The following is a 21,252-nucleotide window of genomic DNA, read 5'->3' as shown; positions in this document are numbered from 1 at the left end:
CCTCATGATCTCCACTTGATCAACCATCACCACCGCGGGGTGGAGCAGCCCGGTAGCTCGTCAGGCTCATAACCTGAAGGTCACAGGTTCAAATCCTGTCCCCGCATCCCAAACAAAATCAGATCAGCCGCCCAAGGCCATAAGCCAGGGCGGCTTTTTTGCGTCTCCGGCTCGTTAGCGCCGGCGGACCTGGCCGTCCTGCAGCAGCTGACTGGCGAGCAGATCCAGCACCTCGGCCTCCACCGCCACGGTCAGATGCCCCAGCGGGCTGGCGCGACCGGCTTGCCTGTCATCGATCAGGGCTTCGACCAGCCGCGTGCATCCGGGCCGGGCCGCCGTCATGGCATTGCCGGGTTCCAGGCGGTACTGGACGGCCAGCCTGACCGTGCAGGGGATCTCCGCCGCATTCCAGGCTTCCAGCAACACCAGGGTTTCGATGGCGATGCCTGCCTCCCCCAGGCGCCGGGCGAAGCGCACCGCCGCGCTGCCCCCGGCCGAATAGCCATAGACAGCCAGGGCGGCGGGCCGCGGCGTCAGCTGCAGCACCGCCTCGGCCGCCTTCTCCCAGGCGCCGGGCGTGTAGATGCTGGCCGGGACCCCGGCGGCCCGGATCCGCTGCGCCAGGGCATCGGTGCCGGTGCCGCGATAGCTTTCGCCGAACCAGTTCAGGCCGGTGAACAGGATCACCCGTCCCGCCGCCGCATCCGCCACCGGCTGTGGCACCTCGACAAGGTCGGGCAGGCTGCTGGCACAGGCCGGCAGCAGCAGGGCCAGGGCTGCCGCCGCCGCGGCGCGCCGCCGCGTCAGCGGCATGAAGACCGCACGGCTACGCCGGTCTGGACGGGACGAGCCGGCTGACGGCACCAGCCCTGTGGCAGCCCCTCCGCCGCCCTTGGGCCCGGGCGCGAGGATGGCCCATCATGCAGGGCGCCACCGGCGGATAGCCTTCCGGCAGGGGAGGATCTTCGGTTCTGCTGCAGCGTCACGCCGGCATTATGGGCCGCCTCCGGCCAGGCGCCAGCAGAATCCCGTCCGGACCGCCGCCGCCGCCCGGGGCAGGCCATCGGGATGCCCGCCATTGACTCCGTGGCCGCGCGCCCGCACGCCTGCCGCCGGACACGCTGGCCGTGCATCATGACAGAGGATCACGCGAATGCCCCTGCAGCAGGCGCTGGAATGGATCAGCCAGCACCGCACCGGCGTCACCATCATGGTCATCGTGATGTTCCTGACGCTGTGGCTGAAGAATCGCCGGTGAGGCGCCCGCCGCGGCAGCCCGGCATTCCCCGCGCCTCCGCGCCCTGTATTTCCGCCGCAATTCCTGGCCAGGCTGCCGCCATGACCGATCCTCTCTCCCGACAGGCCGTCCTGTGACCTCGGCGCGGCTATGGTCGCTTGGCGTCTTCCTGGTGGCGCTCGGCATCGCCGCCTCGGTGGTCGGCTGGGACGCGCTGCTCTGGATCCCGCGCCAAGCGCTGTCCTGGCTGGCCTGGCTGCCGGAAGCGGTGCTGGACGCCTGGTATGCCTCGCCCACCACCTTCGGCGTCATCGCGGTCGGCGTGCTGCTGATGCTGGCGGCGCGCTTCCTGCGGCGCTGAGGCGCCTCCCTCACGCAGCTTTGCGGCCGGGCGCCGCATTGCCGCCGGCTTTCGCCGCAGCCTGGGTCCGTCACCCGGATTGCAACGGAACACGAGGGAGAAACCGCATGCGCCCCATCCTCACCGCGGCCGCTGCCCTGGCACTGTCGCCGGCGATCGCCCTGGCCCAGATGACCACCCAGCCGACCACCCAGTCGCCGGCCCAGGCGCAGGCGCAGGGCCAGCCGATGCCGAAGCTGGTGATCGGCGCCCCCGGCAGCTGCCAGATGACCGTGGACAATGATCCGCGCCCCTGCAGCAGCGGGCTGGTCTATGTCCAGCACCGCGACGGCAGCATCCTGCTGTCGGTGCAGAGCGGCCGCGGCGTCACCATCGGCTTCCAGGCCGATCGCGACAGCCAGCCGCGGCCGGAGGATTATCATCTCGGCCTGACCCGCATGCACACCTCGATCGACGGCCGCAGCATGGCCAAGCAGGTGCGCGGCAGCTGCGACATCAGCATGTCGACCGACGGCCAGACCTGGCATCGCGCGACCTGCACCGCCACCGATCTGAGCGGTTCGGTGACCCGGCTGAGCTTCACCGGCAATGGCCAGCCGGTCAGCGCGGCGCGGCCCGATGCCGCCGGCACTCCTGCCGCCCCGCCGGGCGGCGCCGCCATGCCCAAGGGCTGAAGCCTAGTCCTGAAAGCTCAGTCCAGGCTGGGCAGCAGGTCGCAGACCGCGCCGACGCAGCTGCCGGTGGCCCGCAGCCCGCTCAGCACCAGCCCGCCGACATCGCCGGCCAGCTCGACCAGGCGGCCGGCGGTCTCGAGCTGGACGGCGCCCTCGCCCAGCGCCTCGAGCAGGCCCGGCGGCTGCGGCGCGGTCTGCCGGGCGCGCTCCACCTGCGCGGCATTGGCGGCGGCGATGGTGGCAAGCTGCTCGGGGGTCATGGAGCGCTCCTTCCTCGGTTCCCTGTCCTTCGGACGATTCCTGGGCGCGGCCGCGAGGCCGATCAAGCAGGATGCGCGGCGCCACCGGCGGCGGCGGCGCAAGCGCCTGAAAGATCAGGGGCAGGGCCCCCTCATCTCCCCGCGAGGAAAGGTCTCCCGGCAGGAAATCCTCGCCAGTCGCCGACCTAGCGGCGCAAGCTGGAGCGTCCCGGAAGAAGTCTCCCGCATGACCGATGCTCCGCCCCGCCTAGGCCATAATGGCGGCCCGCCGCTCGAGACGCCGGAGGAGGCGCTCGGCTGGAACGCCTGGAACTGGCGCCGCGCGCATCGCCGGGCCTGGAAGACGCCGCCGCGCGAGATCGCGCTCCGCCGCCTGGCCCGGGCGGAGGAGCTCGGCATGAGCTACCGCGACTACCAGCTCGAGATCATGGAACGCGGCCGCTACCTCTGAGCCGCCGGCCGGCGGGTGGGTGATCCCGGACGGCCGGCCTCAGGGGGCCGTCCAGCGCAGCGGCGAGGGCGGCGGCTGGCAGGCGGCCGGCGCCTGCGGCGTGCAGTCGCGCGGCCGGTCGCGGTTGGAGCTCTGGGCGTACCAGCTCAGCCGCCCCTGTTTCGGGCCGTCGAAGCCGGATTGCAGCACCACCTGCTGGCCGACCCGGGCCGAGGCCAGGCCGGGCGGCAGCTCGATGCCGGCCTCGCCGCGCGGCGCCCGGCTGGTGGCCGCCATCCGCGCCCCGTCCGCGGCGGGGCGCGGTGCCAGGCTGCGCAGATCGACCTGCAGCCGCTGCGGCGGCTGGCCCGGCAGACCGACGATCACCCCCGCGGTCCAGCCATCCGCCACGGCCGAGACGCTCGGCAACCGCCCCATCGAGCCGGTGCCGGCGACCTGGGTGTGCCGGTCGGAGCGGGCGATCTCCTTCACCACCCAGCGCCCGCCTTCCGGCCGGGCGGCGACGACCGCGTCCTTCCCGTCCTCGCTTTGGCGCGGGTAGAAGATCACCGGCTGGCCCTCCGGGGTCAGCACCAGCCGCGGATTGTTGACCAGGCCCCGGTTGGGGCCGGGGCTGTCGACCCGGTCGATGTCGTCCGGCCCGACCGGGGCTTCGTGCGGGGCGGCCGAGAACCCCTCCCAGCGGCGGAAGTCGCGGGAGCGCGCATAGCTGACCGCGAAGTTGGAGGCGACGTCGCCGGTGCGGCGCCACATGATGGCGACATGCAGCGTGCCGTCCGGCGCCATGGCGAAGCCGGGATAGGCGCTCAGCCGGCCCTCGCGGTCGCGTCCGGCGAAGATCTCCGCGCCGCGCTGCCATCGCCCGCCCTGCCAGCGGTTCACCAGCCAGGTGCCGTGGCCCGAGGCGCCGTTGCGGTAGAAGAACAGCAGCCCGTTGTCCGGCGTGCGCAGGAAGGTCGGGTAGGTCACCCGCTCCTCGTCGCGCCCCAGCATCGGCATCGGCTTCACGCTGGCCAGGTCATCCGCCCGGCCGGCGGCATAGAACAGCTTGTCGCCATGCAGATTGCCGACGATGTGCACCGTGCCGTCGGCGGCGAGCGCCATGGCGATGTCGTTATGCGCGTCCCAGCCGCCGAAGCGCGAGGGCAGCCGCAGCCGGCAGACCTGGCCGCGGGCTGGGTCGAGCGCCGCGACCGTCAGCCAGCGCTCGGCGTCGTAATAGGCGACCAGCAGCTGGCCATTGGGCGCGCGGGCGGCGCCCATCTCGGTGCGCACGCCGCTCCAGACCTGGGCGAGCTCGTAGGTGGGGCGGCCGTCCACCGGCTGGGCCGGGGCCGGGCTGCAGGAGGGGGCCTCCGCCCGGGCGGGCAGCGCCAGCAGCCCGGCGCCCAGCAGGGCAGCGGCGGCGGCGAGCGGCAGGCGGCGGGCCAGCAGGGCCGGGTTCGGCAAGGCCAGGGTCATCGATCCATCCCGTGCGACATGGCGGCGGGCCTGGCGGCCCGCGCCGGCTGAACCTGGGGGCGCCGGCCAGGTTGCCGCAATGCCGCCCCCCGTGGAGAAGTCTTCACGGTTCGCAAGCTGGCAAGGATTTGCTGGCTCGATGCCGGGGGAGGGCCGGAAGACCCGGTCTGCCGGCCAGAAGAACAGGCATGGAAACAGGCATGGAGACCACCCCCTGCTATCGCTGCCACCGCGAGACGGCGCGGTCCGGCCTGCTGCAATTCTATGTCCGCAAGGGCTTCGCCGGGCGCGACAGGGCCGGCTATGTGCTGATCTGCCCGGAATGCGTCGAGGCCGCCCGGCACCACCACGCCGCCGCCCCGCTGCGGCCGGCGCTGGCCAGGGTGGCCGGCCGGGTGCCCGAGGGGCCGCCGGGCCTTGGCATGAGCAACCGCCTGCTGGCCCTGCTCAGCCTGCTCGGCATGCTGGTGCTGACCGTGCTGGTGGTGGCCTCGGCCGGCCGGTTCTGAGGCCCTGCCGGCTGCGGCGCCGTGATCCGCGCAGAACGGCAAGCCCCCTGTCGTGATGCCCACCCGCCTGCTAGCTGGGTCTTCACGATGGAGGGAATGGATGTCTGGTTGCCCGATGCTCCGGTTGATCCCGCTGGCCGCCCTGCTCGCCGCCTGCGCCGCGCCGGATCCGCAGGCGGACGCCTCGGCCTCGGCACCGGCCTCCGTGGCCGCCGCGGCCACGCCGGAGGAGGCGGCGCGCCGCTGGTTCGCCGCCGTCTCCCAGAAGATCGTTGCCCAGCGCTATGACCCGCGCGATCCGGCCGATCCGCTGGTCGGGCCGCTCGGCGCCGCCCGCGCCATCGTGCATTTCTCGGTCGATGCCGTCGGCCGCATCCGCGCGCCCGAGGTGCGGGAAAGCTCCGGCCAGCCGAAGCTGGACGCCGCCGCCGCCATCATGGTGATGGCCGCCCAGCCGCTGCCGCCCCCGCCGCCGCAGCTGCTGAAGGACGGGCTGGTGCCGATGGCGGTGCCGGTGCAGTTCGCCGCGCGGCAGCGCCAGACGGCGCCGGCGCTGATGGGCCCGAAATAGCTCAGCGGGCGGTCAGGCTGGTATGGATCCAGCCCCAGGGCTCGCCGTCGCCAACCCGCAGCCAGCCGCCCGGCGCCTCCTCGAAGACGGTCAGGCTGGAGCCCTGGGCGATCACCCGCATCACCTCGCCGCCGCCATTCGGATGGGCGCGCAGATTGCCGTTCTGCCGCATGGTGACCTGGCCCAGCGCCGCGCCGCGGCCGACCGGCGCGGCGGTCACCGCCAGCGGGCCCTCGCCGGCCGGCGGCGGCGTATTGGCCGTCTGGCTGGCGGGCAGGGGGGGCGGCGCCGGCGGCGGGCGGGTGCTGGCGGCCATGTCGGGCAGCTGGTCGGGCACCGGCGGCACCAGCGGCGGGGCGCCGACCCGCTGGGTCGCCGGGCCGCCGCCGTCATAGCAGCGCAGCAGCGTCTCGACGAAGACCCGGCTGGCCGAGGTGTCGCTGGTCGCCACATGCTGCTCGGCCTTCAGCGGGCCGCGCGGGTCGCCGGCCTGCTGCGGCGTCACCACCGCAACGAACAGGGTGAAGGCGCCGCCGGGCACGCCCTTGCGCAGATTGACCTGGCCGCAGACGGCGCTGGTCTCGGCCGCCGCCTGGCGCCAGACCTGGACGCCACGCAGCGCCACCTCGCCGCCGGCGAGCTTGACCAGCTCCGCCTCGGCCGCGCGCTGCACCGCCGCCGCATAGGCGCGGTCGGGCGCCTCGGCCTGCTTCTCCTCCTTGCAGCCGGCCAGCAGCAGCCCGGCCATCAGCAGGGGGGCGCAGGGCAGCATCGTCCACAGCCTGTTGACCCGCATCGCCGCTCTCCCCAGCCATCCTGGCCGCATCCCGCGCGGCCGTCCCGCGGCAGCAACGCGGCGGCGGCGGCGAGCGTTGCCGCCGCGGGCCATGCGGCTGGCTGGCTGGCCAAAACCCCTCACGAACGCGGCATATCCCCCTCTTCCCAGCGCTGTCATGGTATTTTGGTAAGACAATGACCGGGCTTTGCCGTAAGCTTGGCCTCATGCAGTCCGTCGGTGCATCCCGCTTTGCGCTGCCTTCCGCGCTCGCCAATGGCTTCCAGGCCACGGCGGGACGTCCGGCCGTGGGCGAGCGGCAGGCGGGCGAGGCGGCCGCCACGGGCGCTGCAGCCCCCGAATCCAGCGGCATGTCGTCGCGCGAGGTCGCCGGCCTGCTGGCCGCCTTCAAGCCGGTGATGGCCGCCGGCGGCAGCGCCATCGACCCGCGCTTCCTCGAGGACATCATCAGCCAGGCCGCCGCCATGCGCGCCGCCGGCGAGGACACGGTGCTGGTCATCGTCACCACGCCGGGCGGTGGTGCCGCGGTCTCCGCCATGTCGGCCGGCGGCTTTGCCAGCGCCGTGCAGCAGGGCGGCGACTCGATGGGCAGCATTGCCGGCGAGAGCGGCCGGCGCGAATCCGTCGCCGACCACGTCCGCGCCGCCCTGGGCGGCGGCGAGACCGCCGATGGCACCGGCCGTGGCACCGAGGCGGCGGTGGCCGAGGCGCTGTCCGCCAGCTTCGCCACCGGGGTGTCGATCAAGGGCAGCTCGGGCCAGGGCCATCCCGCGGCGGGTCATGCGGGCCAGGGCCATGCCGGCCCGGTGCATGCCGGCCAGGGCGCTGGCGGCACCCCCGCCGCGACGGTCGAGGTGGTGCCCCTGGCCGCCCGCCCCGGCGCCGCGGTGCCGCGCGGCGGCAGCGGGCTGGTGAATTTCGTCGTCTGACCGCGCCCGCCGGATGACCCGGCGCGGCTGAGCGCGCGGCGCCGTCCCGCCGGGCCTGCCGGCCCGGCGCTATTCATCCGGCCCCGCTGGTGCCTCAGGCGGCCCGCACCTCGGTGACGAAGGTGCCGACGCGCTCGGTGAGCTGCTCCGACTGGCGCGCCAGCTCCGAGGCGGCGGCCAGCACCTGGTTCGCCGCCGTGCCGGTCTCGGTCGAGCCCTCGCTCACCGCCGCGATATTGGCGCTGACCTGCCCGGTCGCCTCGGCCGTGTGCTGCACCGTCCGCGCGATCTCGCTCGTCGCGCTGCTCTGCTCCTCCACCGCCGCCGCGATCGCCACCGCGATGCTGCTGACCTCGCCAATGGTGCGCGAGATGGCGCCGATCGCCGTCACCGCCTCCCCCGTCGCCAGCTGGATCTGGCCGATCTGGCTGCTGATCTCCTCCGTCGCCCGCGCCGTCTGCCCGGCCAGCGACTTCACCTCGGAGGCGACGACGGCAAAGCCCTTGCCGGCCTCGCCCGCTCGCGCCGCCTCGATCGTCGCGTTCAGCGCCAGCAGGTTGGTCTGCCCGGCGATGTCGCTGATCAGCTTCACCACGTCGCCGATCTTCTGCGCGCCGACCGCCAGCACCTGCACCACGCCATCGGTGCGCTGCGCATCCTCCACCGCCCGGCTGGCCACCGCGGTCGCCTGCCCGACCTGCCGGCTGATCTCCTGGATCGAGGCCGCCAGCTCCTCCGCCGCCGCCGCCACCGTCTGCACGCCGCTGCTGGCCTCGCCGGCCGCGCCCACCACCGTGCCGGCCTGACGGTTGGTCATCGCCGCCGTCTCGCTCATCGCCCGCGCCGTCGCCTCCAGCTCCGACGAGGCCGAGGAGACGATCGAGGTCATCTCGCCCACCCGCCCCTCGAAGTCGCGCACCAGCGCCTCCAGATGCTGCGCGCGGCGCGCGCGCTCGGCCTGGGCGCGCGCGGCCGCCTCCTCCATCCGGCGGCGCTCCACCGAATTGGCCCGCAGCACCTCCACCGCCTCCGCCATCTCGCCCACCTCGTCGGCCCGCCCGCGATGCGGCACCGCGATCTCCAGCTCGCCCGCCGCGATCCGCCCGACGCCCGCGGTCAGCTGCCGCACCGGCGCCACCAGCCGCTTCAGGAGGAGGAGGACGCCGCCGATGGCGAGCACCACCGCGGCGAAGGCCAGGGCCAGGCTGATGGCCAGGATGGTCTGGGCGGTGGCGGCCGCGGCCTGGCCCTGCGCCGCCGCCTGGTCCAGCGCGGCATCGCGCAGCGGCACCAGCTTCGCCAGGGCCGGCGGCGTCCAGGGGCCGTATTCGGCGCTGGTCGCCGGCCAGGCCGGCGGGGTGCCGGGCGCGGCCAGGTGGGCCAGGGCGGCCTCGACGAAGCTGCGGTAGCGCGGCTCGGCGGCCTGGAAATAATCCTGGGCGGCGCGCGCCAGGGCGGCGGTCAGGACCGGGTTGCCGGCGGCCTCCACCAGGCGCTGCGCCGCCGACCAGGCCTGGTCGATGCGGCCGCCGAAGGCCAGGCCCTGCGCCACGCGGCCGGCATCCACCGGGGCGCCGGCCAGCCAGCTATTGATCAGCAGGCTGCGGGCGCCGGCTTCCTCGCGCGCCGCCATGGCCTGGCGGGCGATCTGGGTCAGCAGGGCGACGCCGGGGGCCGCCTCGCTGATGCGGGCCTCGGCGGCACGGGCCACGGTGTCGACCTGGCCGCCCGCCTCGCCGCGCAGCGCCAGGATGGCGGCCACCAGCGGCGCATCGGCCTGGCCCGGCGTGCGGGCGGCGGCTTCGGCGACGCGGCGGCGGATCTGGCCGAGGGCGCGCATGGTCTCGTCGATCGCGCGGGGGTCGAGGCCTTCCTCGACCAGGCCGGCGCGGGCGGCGTTCAGCGCGGCGTCGCTGACGCGGGCGGCGGCGGCCAGATCGGCCTCCAGCGCGCGGCCGGTGCGGGCGCTGGCGCTGAGCACGCCGGATTCCACGGCGATCGCCGTATAGGCGCGCAGCGCATCGGCGACGACGCCGGCCGAGACCGTCGCACGCTCCGCCCTCTGCCAGGCATTCCAGGCGCGGCTGGCCTGCCAGCTCAGCCCGGCGGCCCCGGGCAGGGCGATGACGGTGAAGGCCGCCAGCAGCAGCGTGCGGATGCGCATGAAGGAATCCCTGGTCGACAAGTTCTTGTCCCAGGGATGTGCCGTGGATTCATTAATCGAAGCTGAATCCATAACGGAGGCCAGCTTGATCGCACGCAAGGCTTAGTATCTGCGGAAGTTCTTGCGGAATAACGTTTTCCGCCCGGTCCCCGGCCGCGCCACCGGCGCGCGCGGCCGCAGGAGCGGCCGGCGTGGCGTCAGCCGCCAAAGCTGCTGGCCCCGGCGCTGTTGCCCACCGCGAGCGACAGCGGCGCGTGCCGCTGGCTGGTGGCGGCGATGCGGGCGAGGCCCTCGCTCGGCCGCGCCGAGCTGCCGACCACCAGCGGCAGGGCAGCATCGCGGCTCTGCGTCACCGGCATCGCATAGGCGAAGGGACTGCCGGTGGCGGAGGCGTTGTTGGTGTTCTCCAGCAGGTCGCGGGCCTGCGAGAGGCCGGGGGCCAGCGCCAGGCCGGCGGCGATCAGCAGGGCGGGCAGGGCGGTGAAGCGGGTCATGGAGAAAAATCCTCGTTCTTCGGGTCGCAGGGTGGCGGGGGATGCCCCGTCCTCTGGGAGGAAGATGGAACTTTTCTCCAAGGATCGGAAACGCTGATAGGTGATGCCGGCCATCAGGGCGGGTGATGGGCCGGCGCTGGGCCGTGGCGGCCGGTCAGGCCGCGCGGATCTCGCCCAGGAAGCGCCCGACCGAGCGGTCCAGCCGCTGCATCTCGCCGCCCAGCGCGCCGCTGGCGGTGCCGACATCGCCGGCGACGGCGCGCCCGGCATCGGCCGACCGGCGCATCTGCTGCATCAGCGCATCGACCTGCCGGTTGCCCTCGGCGGCCTGCTGGATGCTGCGGGCGATCTCCTGGGTGGCGCTGCCCTGCTGCTCCACCGCGGCGGCGATCGCCTGGGCGACGGCGCCCATCTGCCCGACCGTGCCGGCGATCTCCTGGATCGAGGTCACCGCGCGGCCGGTGGCCTGCTGCATCTGGCCGATCTGGGCGCGGATGTCCTCGGTCGCGCGCGCCGTCTGGCTGGCCAGGTTCTTCACCTCGGAGGCGACCACGGCGAAGCCCTTGCCGGCCTCGCCGGCGCGCGCGGCCTCGATCGTGGCATTGAGGGCCAGGAGGTTGGTCTGGCCGGCGATGCCGTTGATCAGCATCACCACCTCGCCGATCTTGCCGGCCGCCTCGGCCAGCGCCTGCACCACGCCATCGGTCTGCCGCGCATGCTCGACGGCGCGGTCGGCGATGCCGGCGGATTCGGCGACCTGGCGCGAGATCTCGCCGATCGAGGCGCTGAGCTCCTCGGTGGCGGCGGCGACGGTGGCGACATTCTCCCCCGCCTGCTGCGCCGCGCGGCTGGCGCCATCGGCATCGGCGGTGGAGCGGTCGGCGGCGCCCGCCATGGCCTGCACCGCGCCCTCGAGCTGGCGGGTGGCCTGGGCGGCGCCGGCGGTCACCTCCTGCACGTCGCGGGCGAAGGCGGCGCCCAGCTGGTCCAGCACCGCCCGGCGCGCCGCCTGCTCGGCCGCGGCATAGGTCTCCAGCAGCAACTCGAGATCCATCCAGGCGGCGTCGGTGACCGCCTTCTCCAGCGCCGCCTGGGCGCGCAGGCGGCGGCCGGCGAAGGGGCCGGCGGGCGAGCCGGCGGCCTGGCGCAGCGCCTGGCAGACGCCGCGGGCGACGGTGGCGTGGCAGATGGTGACCGCGAAGGCCGGCACCTGGCGGGCATAGAGCGCCTCGGCCAGGCGGTGGGCGGAGGCCTCGTAGCCCTCGCCGAACTCGCCGCTGATCACCTTCGTCCAATGCGCCAGGCGCGGCCCGTGCACCGCCGGCTCCTGCAGCGCGGCATGGATCTCCGGCCAGGGGCGGAAGGCCTCGTGCAGCCGCTCCAGCAGGGCGGGCAGCGCGGCGCGGGCGAAGCCGGCCTGCTGCTGCAGCAGCGCGACGGCCTCGGCGGTCAGATCGAAGGCACGCTCGCGCTTCTGCTGGGCGTTGTCAGGCAGACCGGACATGCAAGGAACCTTTGGATCCAGGGGCGGCAGGGTCAGCGCCGAGCAGTCGCCGCACTTTATTAATGCTTTGCTTATGTCTGAATCAAAATAACGTCCGCGTCGCTGCGGGCGCGTCGATTCGAGAAAAAGCAATGATGGCGGACCGGCGGCGCGGAGGGCTGAAGGGGACGCGCCGCAGAAAGCGCGGGCGTGGCCGGAAGTTGCAGCCTGGGCGGCGGCGGTGCGATTTCTGCAGGTGCTGGGCAACCCTGCGCGGAGATGCGAGCTTGACCCGGCGGGGGCGTCGCTGCGGCGTCCTCTCCGTCCGCATGCTCGAGACAGGACCTGCGCCATGGCCAAGCCCGCCAAGACCCCGAAGCCGCCTTCCGACGAGGCGATCCGCGACCGTGCCCATGCGCTGTGGGAGAAGGCCGGCCGGCCGCATGGCGACGACCATGGCCACTGGCACCGGGCGCGTCTCGAGCTGGAAGCCGAGTCGCAAGAGCTCGACGAGCAGCTGGAGGACAGCTTCCCGGCCAGCGACCCGCCCTCGCTGACCGATCCGAGCAAGGGGCCGAAGACCGACCTGGCGCCGAAGAAGAAGGCCGCCGCGGCGCCGAAGCCCGCCGAGGCCGCCCCCGCCAGGGCGGCGAAGCCGGCGGCCGAGAAGAAAGCGCCGGCGGCCAAGGCCGGCAAGCCCGCCGCCCCGGCGGCGGCCAAGGACAAGGCCGACAGGAAGCCGGCTGCGAAGAAGAAGGGCTGAGGCCTTGCCGGGCGGGGCGGGGCGATGCCACCTCCCGCCCGACTCTCTGGAGCGTGACCCGATGATCCGAAGCCTCGCCGCCATCCTGGCCTGCTCGCTGCTGGCTGCGCCCGTCCTGGCGCAGACCCGCGTCGGCGAGGTCAGCACGACCTTCCGCCTGGTCGGCCCGAACGACAAGGTGGTGGTCGAGCGCTATGACGACCCGCGGGTCGCCAATGTCTCCTGCTATGTGTCGCGCGCCGATACCGGCGGGCTGTCGGGCTGGGTCGGGCTGGCCGAGGACCCCTCGCGCTTCAGCATCGCCTGCCGCGCCACCGGGCCGGTCTCGGCCCCGGCCGGGCTGCCGCAGACGGAATCGGTGTTCCGCCAGAGCAGCTCGGCGCTGTTCAAGGCGCTGACGGTGACCCGCATCCATGACCGCGACAAGAACGTGCTGGTCTATCTGGTGACCAGCACGAAGATCGTCGACGGCTCGCCCTACAACAGCGTCACCGCGGTGCCGCTGGCGGAGAACCGCTGAGGCTCAGGCGAACTCGCCCTCATAGGCGAAGAGGCCGGGGGCGCCGCCGGTCATCAGGAAGAGCAGCCGGCTGCCCGGCCGCCAGCGCCCGGCCCGCAGATCGGCCAGCAGCCCGGCGAAGGCCTTGCCGCTGTAGACCGGGTCGAGCAGCAGGCCCTCGGTGCGGGCGACCAGCTCCAGCGCCTCGACCATGGCCGGCATCGGCATGCCATAGGCCGGGCCGCGGGCATGGAATTGGACGTCGATCGCCGCCGGGTCGAAGCGCGCCGCCAGGTCCAGCAGGGCCAGGGTCGCGGCGGTCTTCTCGGCGACCAGCGCCACCGCCTGCTCCACCGGATGCAGCACGGTATAGGCGCGGATGGTGCGCGGGTCGCGGCCCAGCGCCGCCCAGCCGGCGGTCAGCCCGGCCTGGGTCCCGGTGCTGCCGCAGGGCAGCAGGAGCTGATCGAAGGCGAAGCCCAGCGCCTGTTCCTGCGCGGCGATCTCGAAGGCGCAATCGGCATAGCCCAGGCAGCCCACCGGCGAGGAGCCGCCCGAGCCCACCAGATAGGGCTTCTGCCCCGCGGCCGTCAGCCGCTCGGCCAGCGCCGTGGCATGGGCGATGGCCTCGACGCCCTCGGGGGCGATCACCAGCTCGGCGCCCAGGATGCGGTCCAGCAGCATGTTGCCGTTGCGCTGATAGGCCGCGTCGCCGCGCGGCACGTTGCGCCCCAGCACCAGCGTCACCGGCAGCCCGAGCCGGTTGCAGGCGGCCGCCGACAGCCGCGCATGGTTCGACTGCAGCCCGCCCACCGTGATGAAGCGGTCGGCGCCCATGGCCTGGGCGTCGGCCAGCAGGAATTCCAGCTTGCGCAGCTTGTTGCCGCCGCCGCCCAGGCCCATCAGGTCGTCGCGCTTCACATGGATCTCGACCTGCCCGCCGAGCGCCGCCTCCAGCCGGGTCAGGCGCTGGATCGGCGTCGGGCCCTCGAGCAGCGCAAGGCGGGGGAAGGCGGCGAGAAGCGGATGCGACATCGGAGGCTCGCGGGCTGTGAACCGGCAGTAGCGCGCTGCCGCCTGCGGATGACAAGGGGGCGCGAAGAGACGCGCCGCCGCCGGGCCGTTTCGCCCGCCGTCACCACCTGGACATGGCAATCCGGCAGAAAAAAGAAGGGGTCCAGGGGAATTCCTTCCCCTGGCCTGCTCTCTCTTGCCTTCGCTTAGCCCCTGACCGCCACGAACCCGGTCCGCCGCCATTCCGGCGTCGGGCGCGGGGCGAGAGGGCGTTCCTGCAGGGCCAGCAGCATCATGATCCAGAAGACCGTCTGCAGGTCCGGGTTCAGCAGGGCGCTTTCGCTGTAGTTCAGGATCACCAGGATCACCAGCTGCAGCAGCATCCACATGCCGCGGCGGCGCGGGCCGCGGAACAGGGCCATGCCGGCATAGAGGACGGTGCCGAGCGCCATGGCCGTGACCAGGACAGCGCCGATCCAGCCGAGCTGCAGCAGCACTTCCAGGTAGCCGCTATGGGCGGTGGGCACTTCCCACCGCACCGCCGCCCAGATCGCGTTCACCCCGGGCGAGCCGACGATCCAGAAGGCGGAATAGCCGTAGCCCAGCAGCGGCCTGTCCTCGATCGCCTGCCAGACGCCCGCCCAGATATAGACGCGGCCGGTCAGCGACGAATCCTTGCCCAGCAGCTCGAAGACGCCTTCGCTGCCGATGGCGGCATAGATCAGCGGCGCGATGACCGCGGCCAGGGCCAGCGCCAGCCAGATCGCCGCCATCCAGTAGCCGCCGCGGTCGAGCCAGAGGAAGGCGATGGTGGCGGCCGCCGTCATCATGGTCAGCAGCAGCGAGGTGGTGGAGCGCGACAGCACCAGCATCACCAGCAGCACCAGCAGGATGACGCCGTCGGTCCAGCGCAGCCGCCGGCGCTCCAGCACCAGGTAGGAGAGCGCCATGGCGCCGCCGAGCAGCGCCATGCCGAAGCCGTTCTTCTGCAGGAAGACGCCGCGGATGGCATTGGCGTAATCGCCGGTGTCGAAGCCGATCTGCGGGCGCAGCACGGCCTCGCCCAGGCTGGCGACGACGATGAACAGGATGGTGCCCAGGATCAGCCGCATCATCCGGGTGACGCCGAAGGCGGCGACGCCGGAGGTGACGAAGAGCATCATGGTGATGAAGGCGAGCGAGCGTCGGAAGGAATTGGCCGGCGATTGCGACCACAGGCTGGAGGCCATCATCATCGCCACCAGCACCAGGAAGGGCCAGACGCGCAGCGCCAGCCGCGCCGTCTGCCGCCCGTGGAAGGCCGTGGCGACCAGGCTGCCGGCCAGGATGACCAGCTGGAACAGCGTGTTCAGCGGGTCGACATTGCCGAGATTGTCGGCGGGGTCGCTGGCGTTCAGCGCGATGCGGGCGCCGGCGTAGAGGAAGATGCCGATGCCGATCAGCGCGGCATGGGCCAGCGGCGGCCAGGGCGCGCCGGGCAGGGGGCCGGCGCGGAACGCCTCCGCCGCGGCCGCGACGCTCGGGGCAGTGACGCTCGGGGCAGTGACGCCTGGGGGGCGGCCCGCGACGGGGGGCGGCACCGCGCGGCGGAAGACGACCGGCGGCCAGCGCGGGGCGGGGGGCGCGGAGCCCGGCATGGCGGCGCCGTTCCCCCGGCCCGTCAGAAGACGTTCTTGCCGGCCAGCCCGACCACCACGGTGCGCACCATGATGCGGATGTCGAGCCAGAGCGACCAGTGGGTGATGTAGTAGAGGTCCATCTCGATCGACTTGCGGGCATTCTCCGGCGAGCGCAGGGCGTAGCTGCGCATGCCATTGGCCTGCGCCCAGCCGGTCAGGCCGGGCTTGATGCGGTGGCGCGCCGCGTATTGGCGGACCATCTCGGAGAAGCGCTCCTCGCCGACCAGCATGTTGGCGACATAGGGGCGGGGGCCGACGATCGACATCTCGCCGCGCAGCACGTTCAGCAGCTGCGGCAGCTCGTCGATCGAGAGGCGGCGCAGGATGCCGCCGACGCGGGTGATGCGGGGATCGCTGCGGCTCTGGGTGCCGACCGAGCCGTCGTCGCTCAGGTCGGTCAGCATGGTGCGGAACTTGTAGATGGCGAAGGGCTTCTGCCCCATGCCCGGGCGCCACTGCTTGAACAGGATGGGGCCGGGGCTGTCGAGGCGGATGGCGATGGCGGCGGCCAGCATGATCGGGCTGACCAGCAACAGGGCGAGGCCCGCCACCACATAATCCTCGATCACCTTGACCACGCCCTGGGTGCCCTTGAAGGGGCGCACCATGACCTGCAGCCCGCGCAGCCGGCCGATCGAGGAAATGCCGGCATAGTTCGGCGGCACCGCCTCGGGGTCGAAGGGGATCACCACATCGGCGGCGATCCATTCGACCCGGTGCATCAGCTCGAACAGCGCCTGGGCGCGGTTCCAGGGCAGGGCCAGGACGATCAGGTCGATGGTATGGTCCTGGGCGAAGGCAGAGAGCGCCTCCAGCCCGCCGCGCACCGGCAGGCCGGCGATCTCGGCCGGCGCCGCGCCCTGGTGCAGGTCGGAGGCATCGGCGAAGAGGCCGATCACCTCGTAGGTGGCGGCCTTGTCCGGGCTGCGCAGCTCGGCCAGCACCTGGGCGCCGGTGGCGTTCGCCCCGATGACGACCACCTTGCGCAGCAGCAGCCGGCGGCGGTCGACGATATAGACCATCAGCCGCTGCAACTGGCGGCCGGCCACCAGCAGCAGCAGCTGCAGCCCGTGCCATTGCAGGAACCATTCCTCGGTCAGCGGCAGGGTGCCGGGCAGGCAGGCCTGCAGCGCCACCAGCCCGACCAGCCAGGCGACGGCCAGGCCGGTCATCACATGGCCGAGCTGGCCCCAGAAGCCGCTGTAATGCTCCACCCGGTAGGCGGAGATCCGCGTCATCACCGAGAGATAGGCCCAGATCTGCGCCGCCACGATGACGGTCGACTGCTGCCAGGCCAGCGGCGAGGCCGGCGCGGTGGCCAGCACCGCCAGCAGCAGCAGCAGCACGTCGCTGCCCTTCACCAGGCGGTTGATCAGCCCATGCGTCCAGCGCACGAGCGAGAGCGACTCGCCGATGGCGCCGAGGCTGCTGCGGGAAGAACCGGGATCGGGGGGAGGCGTCACGGGGCTTGGCACCAGGCGCTGGGGCAGGCTTGGCCCGCCGGTTTTCCGGCACGACAGACCGTCTGTCGCGGGATGGGGCCGCCGGGATGGGGTTCTCCCCGCCCGGCGGGGCTTGCGGAGCGCTTCTGCCGCCGCGGGCCGGGTGTCCCCCGGGCCGGAGCCATCGGAAGACGGCCGCGCTCAGGCCGAAACCGGTTTCGCCTCATACAAGTTAGGGGGTAATTTTCAATAGACGGTTCCGCCGCGGTTGATCGAATAGCTGAAGGAACGGCTGAACGGTATCAAACGGTTGACGTACTGGTCGATCCACAGATTGACCTCGCCGATCCGGCTGCGCGGCACGAAAACGATATCGCCCGGGTAAAGCGGCACGTCCTGCGAGACGCCGCGCCCCTCGACGAAGCTCTGCAGGTCGACGGTGCGCAGCATCGGCCGGTCGGCCGGGCCGCGGCGGATCAGCACCACCTGGTTCATCCGCGCGTCGGTGTCGAAGCCGCCGGCCTGCAGCACCGCCTCCAGCACGCCGCGGCGGCCGGGCAGCGGATAGGCGCCGGCGGTGCGCACCGCGCCGCCGACCAGCACGGTGGAGCCGCCGGCCTCCTCCAGCCCGATGGTGACGATCGGCTGGGTCAGCACGCGGCGGCTGGCCTCGGTGATGGCGGCCTCGGCGGTGGCGATCGCCTGGCCGGCGACATTCACCCGGCCGGCGGCGCGCAGCGCCACCTGGCCGTCGGGGGCGACCAGCGCCGTCTCGTTCATCTCCGGCGTCATCAGGAACTGCACGCGCAGCCGGTCGCCGGGGGCGATGCGGTATTCCGGCGTCGCCTCGGTCCAGGGGGCGAAGCCCTGCGGCTGGCTCTCCACCGGGTCCAGCGTCTGCCCGGTGCAGGCGGCCAGCAGCAGGCCGGGCAGCAGCAGAAGGGCGGGGCGGCGGGGCAGGCGCATGGCGGAGTGGTGTCCTACAGGAAGCGGGTGACGAAGGCCGGCAGGATGCGGCGGTAGCCGGTATAGGCGAAGCCGAGCAGCGCCCCGCCCGCGGCCAGCACCCCGTCGCGCACGGCCCGCGCGCGGTCGCCGCGGGTGCGCTCGCCGCGCACCACCAGGAGATTGGCATCGACCATCGCCGCCAGCCGGCGCATGGCGTAGTTGTCGGCGCGGTCGGGGCCGATGACGACGACCAGGGCGAAGGCCTCGCGCAGCCGGCCGAGCAGGGTCTCCGTCTCCTCCCGCGTGGCGCGGGGGTTGGACAGGTCGGACTGCATCGCCTGGTGCGAGACCCAGAGATTCTCCACCACCGTCGAGAAGACCATCAGGTGGCCGGGAATGCGCTCGACATCCAGCGGCTGCGAGCCGAGCGCCGAGAGATGGCCGCGCCCGTCGCTCTGCAGGTCGATCAGCGCGATGTCGGCGGCCGGGCTGCGCCGCGCCAGGGCCAGCGCCAGGGCGCGGCCGAGCTCGTCGCGGCCATCCTGCGGGCCGGTGGCGACCAGCTGCACCAGCTGCGGCCGGCGGCCGTTGATGCGGGTGTCGCAGATCAGCGAGGCCAGGTCCTCGATCCCGGAGACCGGGCGCAGATCCTTCAGCGATGGCGCCAGGTTGCCCAGCGAAGCCAGCGCCGGCAGCCGCAGGCCCCGCTCGGCCTCCTCCGGCGTCGCATAGACGCGGCGGGTCAGCGCCAGCAGCAGGCCGAGCCCGCCGGCGGCGGCGAGGCCCAGGGCGATGCCGGCGGCCATCAGCACCAGCCGCAGGCTGCGCCCCTCCAGCGGGGCTGAGGGCGGCTGCACCACCTGGATGCCGGGGCGGCTGGCGCGGCGCGCCTCCTCGTCGATGCGGCTGCCGGCCTCGCGCGCGGTCAGCTGGCGGGAGATCGCCTCCAGCCCGTCGCGCTCGCGCGTCAGGTCGCGCAGCTGGCGGTCGGCGCCGAGCAGCGCCTCGCCGCGCGCCTCCGCCTCCTGGCGCTGGCGGCCGAGCTCGGCCAGCTGCCGCTCCAGCGATTCCTGCTCGAGCTTCAGCGTCACCACCCGCGCGCTCAGCAGCTCGAGATTCGGGTTCCGCACCTCGCGCGTGGTCGAATAGGTGTTGCGGGCGCTGTCCCGCATCGCCGTGCGCAGCGAGGCGATGCGCTGGTCCAGGTCGCGCAGCCCGGGATAGTCGGGGGCGTATTGCGCCGCCATGTGCTGGCGGTCCTGCAGCAGCCGGGTCAGCGTGTTGCGGCTCTCGTCATTGGGCACCAGGTTGGTGGCCTCGGAGGAGGCGTAGACGCGGCTCGGCTGCGCGGCCAGCGCCTGCTCGGCCGCCGCCAGCTGCGCCTGGGTCATCGCCTGCTGCTCGCGCACCCGGTTCTCGCGCTGCAGCAGGTCGTCGCGCCGGGTCGAGGTCAGCGCGATCTCCTGGGCGATGTCGAGCACGCCGTATTGCGTGCGCACCTGGCGGATCTGCTCCTCGATGCCGCGGATGCGGCTGCCGTAGCGCTCCACCTCGGTCATCAGCAGGCGGGCGCTCTCATCGGTGAAGATGACGGCGCGGCGCGCCATATAGGCGTCGAGGATGGCGGTCAGCCCGCGCAGCGCCGCCTCGCGCGAGGGCAGGGTCAGGCTGACGCGCAGGATGTTGCTGGTGGTGTCCGGCTCGGTCTTCAGGGCGCGGCCCAGCGCCTCGACCGCGCGCTCGAGGTTGGCGCCGCCGGCCTGGGGGATGCCGGGGAACAGCCGCTCCGGCCCGGCGGCGCGCAGCGCGGCGCGCAGCACCTCGGCCGAGCGCAGGATCTCCATCTCCGAGCGGGAGACCTTCAGGATCTCGATCGAGACGACGGACTGGCCGAAGCCGGTCAGGTCGGGGGCGCCGGTGCTCTCGCGGCTGACCTGGACCAGCAGCACGCTTTCGGCGACGTAGCGGCTGCCGGCCAGCACGCCGGCGCCGATGCCCAGCGCCGCCGGCACCAGGAAGGCCGCCAGCAGCGGCAGCCAGCGCAGCCGCAGGGTGATCAGCACGTCGGACAGGTGGAAGCCGCCGACCGGCGGCGCGCCATAGGGATCGGCACTGGTGGCGACCAGCCCGCCCGGCGCCTCGCGCGGAGGCGGCGGCAGCGCCGCCGGCGGGGCGGCTGCGGTCAAGCCGGGCATCCCTGCATCGGGCGGGCAGGCAGGGCGGGCGAGGCGGGAAGGGCGGGCGGCATCGGTACGGCTTCGGGCTTTCCCGGAAGGAAGGCGGATGGAAAGGCGGCGTCCACGCAAGCTCCCGCTCTGCCGGCCGTGCCTTTTGCACGACATTTGCATTTTAGGATGAAGGCCGGCTGAAGTGGTAGCCCATTGGCAACATCTCTCCGGCTTTGTCATCGCCGCCCCTGGGACGCCCGACCGCATGCCTGCCGACCCCGCCCCTGCCAGCCAGCGGCTGCTCTCCACCCGCTTCGACGACCTCGACCTGGAGGCGGTGCTGGCGCTGCTGCAGGCGCGCGACCCGGCCGCCCCCTTCGCCTATGTCGTCACGCCGAATGCCGACCATTTCCTGCGGCTGGAGCGCAGCGGGCCCGCGCTGAAGCGGATCTACGACGCCGCCTGGCTCTCGGTCTGCGACAGCCGGGTGCTGCGGGCGCTGGCAGCGCGGCGCGGCATCCGCCTCAAGCTCGCCGCCGGCTCGGACCTGGCAGTGCAGCTCTTCGCGCGTGCCATCCACCCGGAGACCCCGGTCACGCTGATCGGCGGCACGCCGGCGGTCGCGGCCGATCTGCGCGCCCGCTTCGGCCTGCGGCAGCTGGTGCATCACAACCCGCCGATGGGCTTCATCCACGACCCGGCCGAGGTCGCCCGCTGCGTCGATGTCGTCGCCGCCCATCCGGCGGCCTACGTCTTCCTCTGCGTGGGTTCCCCGCGGCAGGAGGAGCTGGCGGCGGCGATCGCCGCCTCGGGCCGCGCCACCGGCATCGGCCTCTGCCTCGGCGCCGCGCTGGAATTCGTCACCGGCGAGAAGCGGCGCGCCCCGGCCTGGATGCAGCGGATGAACCTCGAATGGCTGCACCGCCTGGGCAGCGAGCCGCGCCGGCTGTGGCGCCGCTACCTGCTGGAGGCGCCGCGGCTGCTCTGGACCATGCGCCGGGTGAAGCGGCAGTAACCCGGGGGGTAAAGAATTCTCTTCCCTGCACCGCGCCGCGCCGGCATGCAGGGAGGCCATCCGCGCTTCCGTCTCCCGCTTCCATCAGGCCCGCATGCCCCCCGCCCCGCTGAGCGTCACCCTCGTCATCCGCACCGACAACCGGCCCGGGCCGCTGCGCTCCACCTCGACGCCCGGGCCGAATGTCTCGCTGGCGCGCAACACCGGCGTCGCCGCCAGCCAGTCGGCCGATGTCGCCGGCAAGCCGGTCCGGTGGAGCCTGCCGCTCCAGACCCCCTGGTCAGCGGCCCTGCCTTGACTCTGCCGTTTCTCACCCCGCCGACCGGAGACGCGG

The 21,252-nt window shown here is 73.3% G+C and carries 22 protein-coding genes and 1 tRNA gene; 11 read left to right on the top strand and 12 right to left on the bottom strand.

Translation table 11 applies throughout. From position 1 onward, the window contains the following. Positions 1-33 precede the first annotated feature (33 nt). Positions 34-107 (top strand) — tRNA-Met (locus WFI16_RS22675). Positions 108-174: 67 nt separating this feature from the next. Here WFI16_RS22675 and WFI16_RS22670 read toward each other — a convergent pair. Beyond that, on the bottom strand, positions 175-813 hold the full coding sequence (locus tag WFI16_RS22670; protein WP_419900127.1) for a hypothetical protein: 639 nt from the start codon (positions 811-813) through the stop codon (positions 175-177). 557 nt (positions 814-1,370) lie between these two features. Between WFI16_RS22670 and WFI16_RS22665 the strand changes: the two genes are divergently transcribed. Further along, positions 1,371-1,598: a hypothetical protein gene (locus tag WFI16_RS22665; protein ID WP_419900126.1), complete on the top strand. Its 228-nt coding sequence runs from the start codon at positions 1,371-1,373 to the stop codon at positions 1,596-1,598. A gap of 107 nt (positions 1,599-1,705) precedes the next feature. Continuing rightward, the gene (locus tag WFI16_RS22660; RefSeq protein ID WP_419900125.1) at positions 1,706-2,272 is read left to right on the top strand and encodes a hypothetical protein; all 567 of its coding nucleotides are present in this window, start codon (positions 1,706-1,708) and stop codon (positions 2,270-2,272) included. Positions 2,273-2,289: 17 nt separating this feature from the next. Here the strand turns inward: WFI16_RS22660 and WFI16_RS22655 are convergent, their stop codons facing one another. Then, the gene (locus WFI16_RS22655) at positions 2,290-2,532 is read right to left on the bottom strand and encodes a hypothetical protein (protein ID WP_419900124.1); all 243 of its coding nucleotides are present in this window, start codon (positions 2,530-2,532) and stop codon (positions 2,290-2,292) included. 226 nt (positions 2,533-2,758) lie between these two features. Here WFI16_RS22655 and WFI16_RS22650 point away from each other — a divergent pair, with 226 nt between their 5' ends. After that, complete coding sequence (locus WFI16_RS22650) at positions 2,759-2,983, top strand: hypothetical protein (protein ID WP_419900123.1); 225 nt, start codon at positions 2,759-2,761, stop codon at positions 2,981-2,983. A 39-nt stretch (positions 2,984-3,022) separates the two neighbouring features. On the opposite strand, the gene WFI16_RS22645 is transcribed toward WFI16_RS22650, so the two are convergent. After that, positions 3,023-4,444 (bottom strand): BNR repeat-containing protein, encoded by a 1,422-nt coding sequence (locus WFI16_RS22645; RefSeq protein WP_419900122.1) that lies wholly within the window; start codon positions 4,442-4,444, stop codon positions 3,023-3,025. Positions 4,445-4,644: 200 nt separating this feature from the next. Between WFI16_RS22645 and WFI16_RS22640 the strand changes: the two genes are divergently transcribed. Together WFI16_RS22640 and WFI16_RS22635 are read left to right on the top strand one after the other, a co-directional pair. After that, positions 4,645-4,953, top strand: a complete 309-nt coding sequence (locus tag WFI16_RS22640) for a hypothetical protein (RefSeq protein ID WP_419900121.1) — start codon at positions 4,645-4,647, stop codon at positions 4,951-4,953. 115 nt (positions 4,954-5,068) lie between these two features. Further along, a complete protein-coding gene (locus WFI16_RS22635) occupies positions 5,069-5,524 on the top strand; it encodes a TonB family protein (RefSeq protein ID WP_419900120.1) in 456 nt (151 codons plus the stop codon). Position 5,525: 1 nt separating this feature from the next. On the opposite strand, the gene WFI16_RS22630 is transcribed toward WFI16_RS22635, so the two are convergent. Beyond that, a complete protein-coding gene (locus tag WFI16_RS22630) occupies positions 5,526-6,320 on the bottom strand; it encodes an SH3 domain-containing protein (protein WP_419900119.1) in 795 nt (264 codons plus the stop codon). 206 nt (positions 6,321-6,526) lie between these two features. On the opposite strand from WFI16_RS22630, the gene WFI16_RS22625 reads away from it, so the two are divergent. Beyond that, positions 6,527-7,249, top strand: a complete 723-nt coding sequence (locus WFI16_RS22625) for a hypothetical protein (RefSeq protein WP_419900118.1) — start codon at positions 6,527-6,529, stop codon at positions 7,247-7,249. 94 nt (positions 7,250-7,343) lie between these two features. Here the strand turns inward: WFI16_RS22625 and WFI16_RS22620 are convergent, their stop codons facing one another. The 3 genes from WFI16_RS22620 to WFI16_RS22610 all read right to left on the bottom strand — a co-directional run bounded on the left by WFI16_RS22620 (position 7,344) and on the right by WFI16_RS22610 (position 11,411). Beyond that, positions 7,344-9,413: a methyl-accepting chemotaxis protein gene (locus tag WFI16_RS22620; RefSeq protein WP_419900117.1), complete on the bottom strand. Its 2,070-nt coding sequence runs from the start codon at positions 9,411-9,413 to the stop codon at positions 7,344-7,346. A gap of 197 nt (positions 9,414-9,610) precedes the next feature. Next, positions 9,611-9,907 carry a glycosyl transferase family 39 gene (locus WFI16_RS22615; protein ID WP_419900116.1) on the bottom strand — a complete coding sequence of 99 codons (297 nt, stop codon included), beginning with the start codon at positions 9,905-9,907 and terminating at the stop codon, positions 9,611-9,613. 154 nt (positions 9,908-10,061) lie between these two features. Next, positions 10,062-11,411 (bottom strand): globin-coupled sensor protein, encoded by a 1,350-nt coding sequence (locus WFI16_RS22610; protein WP_419900115.1) that lies wholly within the window; start codon positions 11,409-11,411, stop codon positions 10,062-10,064. 331 nt (positions 11,412-11,742) lie between these two features. Here WFI16_RS22610 and WFI16_RS22605 point away from each other — a divergent pair, with 331 nt between their 5' ends. Together WFI16_RS22605 and WFI16_RS22600 are read left to right on the top strand one after the other, a co-directional pair. Beyond that, positions 11,743-12,153 (top strand): DUF2934 domain-containing protein, encoded by a 411-nt coding sequence (locus tag WFI16_RS22605; RefSeq protein WP_419900114.1) that lies wholly within the window; start codon positions 11,743-11,745, stop codon positions 12,151-12,153. Between the two features lie 61 nt (positions 12,154-12,214). Then, the gene (locus tag WFI16_RS22600; protein WP_419900113.1) at positions 12,215-12,673 is read left to right on the top strand and encodes a CreA family protein; all 459 of its coding nucleotides are present in this window, start codon (positions 12,215-12,217) and stop codon (positions 12,671-12,673) included. A 3-nt stretch (positions 12,674-12,676) separates the two neighbouring features. Here WFI16_RS22600 and WFI16_RS22595 read toward each other — a convergent pair whose 3' ends face one another. The 5 genes from WFI16_RS22595 to WFI16_RS22575 all read right to left on the bottom strand — a co-directional run bounded on the left by WFI16_RS22595 (position 12,677) and on the right by WFI16_RS22575 (position 19,921). Then, positions 12,677-13,687 carry a D-cysteine desulfhydrase family protein gene (locus WFI16_RS22595; protein WP_419900112.1) on the bottom strand — a complete coding sequence of 337 codons (1,011 nt, stop codon included), beginning with the start codon at positions 13,685-13,687 and terminating at the stop codon, positions 12,677-12,679. A 185-nt stretch (positions 13,688-13,872) separates the two neighbouring features. Next, positions 13,873-15,303 (bottom strand): O-antigen ligase family protein, encoded by a 1,431-nt coding sequence (locus WFI16_RS22590; protein WP_419900111.1) that lies wholly within the window; start codon positions 15,301-15,303, stop codon positions 13,873-13,875. Positions 15,304-15,326: 23 nt separating this feature from the next. Beyond that, a complete protein-coding gene (locus WFI16_RS22585; RefSeq protein WP_419900110.1) occupies positions 15,327-16,808 on the bottom strand; it encodes an exopolysaccharide biosynthesis polyprenyl glycosylphosphotransferase in 1,482 nt (493 codons plus the stop codon). A 225-nt stretch (positions 16,809-17,033) separates the two neighbouring features. Further along, positions 17,034-17,753, bottom strand: coding sequence for a polysaccharide biosynthesis/export family protein (locus tag WFI16_RS22580; protein WP_419900109.1), 720 nt, complete (start codon positions 17,751-17,753; stop codon positions 17,034-17,036). A gap of 14 nt (positions 17,754-17,767) precedes the next feature. Next, the gene (locus WFI16_RS22575) at positions 17,768-19,921 is read right to left on the bottom strand and encodes a hypothetical protein (protein ID WP_419900108.1); all 2,154 of its coding nucleotides are present in this window, start codon (positions 19,919-19,921) and stop codon (positions 17,768-17,770) included. 247 nt (positions 19,922-20,168) lie between these two features. Here WFI16_RS22575 and WFI16_RS22570 point away from each other — a divergent pair, with 247 nt between their 5' ends. Both WFI16_RS22570 and WFI16_RS22565 read left to right on the top strand, forming a co-directional pair. Beyond that, a complete protein-coding gene (locus WFI16_RS22570) occupies positions 20,169-20,918 on the top strand; it encodes a WecB/TagA/CpsF family glycosyltransferase (protein ID WP_419900107.1) in 750 nt (249 codons plus the stop codon). Positions 20,919-21,012: 94 nt separating this feature from the next. Then, positions 21,013-21,216 carry a hypothetical protein gene (locus WFI16_RS22565; RefSeq protein WP_419900106.1) on the top strand — a complete coding sequence of 68 codons (204 nt, stop codon included), beginning with the start codon at positions 21,013-21,015 and terminating at the stop codon, positions 21,214-21,216. Positions 21,217-21,252: the final 36 nt, after the last annotated feature.

Origin of the sequence: Roseomonas sp. USHLN139 (assembly GCF_037145735.1) — a bacterium.
Classification (GTDB): Bacteria; Pseudomonadota; Alphaproteobacteria; order Acetobacterales; family Acetobacteraceae; genus Pseudoroseomonas.
The sequence above is the reverse complement of the archived record's forward strand: the minus strand, read 5'-3'. Positions and strand labels throughout refer to the sequence as shown.

What these genes read in the sequence shown, in the direction of transcription:
- WFI16_RS22645 (WP_419900122.1), bottom strand. Translation starts at nt 4,444, where the DNA reads ATGACCCTGGCCTTGCCGAACCCGGCCCTGCTGGCCCGCCGCCTGCCG.
- WFI16_RS22615 (WP_419900116.1), bottom strand. Translation starts at nt 9,907, where the DNA reads ATGACCCGCTTCACCGCCCTGCCCGCCCTGCTGATCGCCGCCGGCCTG.
- WFI16_RS22595 (WP_419900112.1), bottom strand. Translation starts at nt 13,687, where the DNA reads ATGTCGCATCCGCTTCTCGCCGCCTTCCCCCGCCTTGCGCTGCTCGAG.
- WFI16_RS22590 (WP_419900111.1), bottom strand. Translation starts at nt 15,303, where the DNA reads ATGCCGGGCTCCGCGCCCCCCGCCCCGCGCTGGCCGCCGGTCGTCTTC.
- WFI16_RS22605 (WP_419900114.1), top strand. Translation starts at nt 11,743, where the DNA reads ATGGCCAAGCCCGCCAAGACCCCGAAGCCGCCTTCCGACGAGGCGATC.
- WFI16_RS22650 (WP_419900123.1), top strand. Translation starts at nt 2,759, where the DNA reads ATGACCGATGCTCCGCCCCGCCTAGGCCATAATGGCGGCCCGCCGCTC.
- WFI16_RS22635 (WP_419900120.1), top strand. Translation starts at nt 5,069, where the DNA reads ATGCTCCGGTTGATCCCGCTGGCCGCCCTGCTCGCCGCCTGCGCCGCG.
- WFI16_RS22600 (WP_419900113.1), top strand. Translation starts at nt 12,215, where the DNA reads ATGATCCGAAGCCTCGCCGCCATCCTGGCCTGCTCGCTGCTGGCTGCG.
- WFI16_RS22670 (WP_419900127.1), bottom strand. Translation starts at nt 813, where the DNA reads ATGCCGCTGACGCGGCGGCGCGCCGCGGCGGCGGCAGCCCTGGCCCTG.
- WFI16_RS22565 (WP_419900106.1), top strand. Translation starts at nt 21,013, where the DNA reads ATGCCCCCCGCCCCGCTGAGCGTCACCCTCGTCATCCGCACCGACAAC.
- WFI16_RS22610 (WP_419900115.1), bottom strand. Translation starts at nt 11,411, where the DNA reads ATGTCCGGTCTGCCTGACAACGCCCAGCAGAAGCGCGAGCGTGCCTTC.
- WFI16_RS22580 (WP_419900109.1), bottom strand. Translation starts at nt 17,753, where the DNA reads ATGCGCCTGCCCCGCCGCCCCGCCCTTCTGCTGCTGCCCGGCCTGCTG.
- WFI16_RS22625 (WP_419900118.1), top strand. Translation starts at nt 6,527, where the DNA reads ATGCAGTCCGTCGGTGCATCCCGCTTTGCGCTGCCTTCCGCGCTCGCC.
- WFI16_RS22660 (WP_419900125.1), top strand. Translation starts at nt 1,706, where the DNA reads ATGCGCCCCATCCTCACCGCGGCCGCTGCCCTGGCACTGTCGCCGGCG.
- WFI16_RS22640 (WP_419900121.1), top strand. Translation starts at nt 4,645, where the DNA reads ATGGAGACCACCCCCTGCTATCGCTGCCACCGCGAGACGGCGCGGTCC.
- WFI16_RS22655 (WP_419900124.1), bottom strand. Translation starts at nt 2,532, where the DNA reads ATGACCCCCGAGCAGCTTGCCACCATCGCCGCCGCCAATGCCGCGCAG.
- WFI16_RS22620 (WP_419900117.1), bottom strand. Translation starts at nt 9,413, where the DNA reads ATGCGCATCCGCACGCTGCTGCTGGCGGCCTTCACCGTCATCGCCCTG.
- WFI16_RS22630 (WP_419900119.1), bottom strand. Translation starts at nt 6,320, where the DNA reads ATGCGGGTCAACAGGCTGTGGACGATGCTGCCCTGCGCCCCCCTGCTG.
- WFI16_RS22570 (WP_419900107.1), top strand. Translation starts at nt 20,169, where the DNA reads ATGCCTGCCGACCCCGCCCCTGCCAGCCAGCGGCTGCTCTCCACCCGC.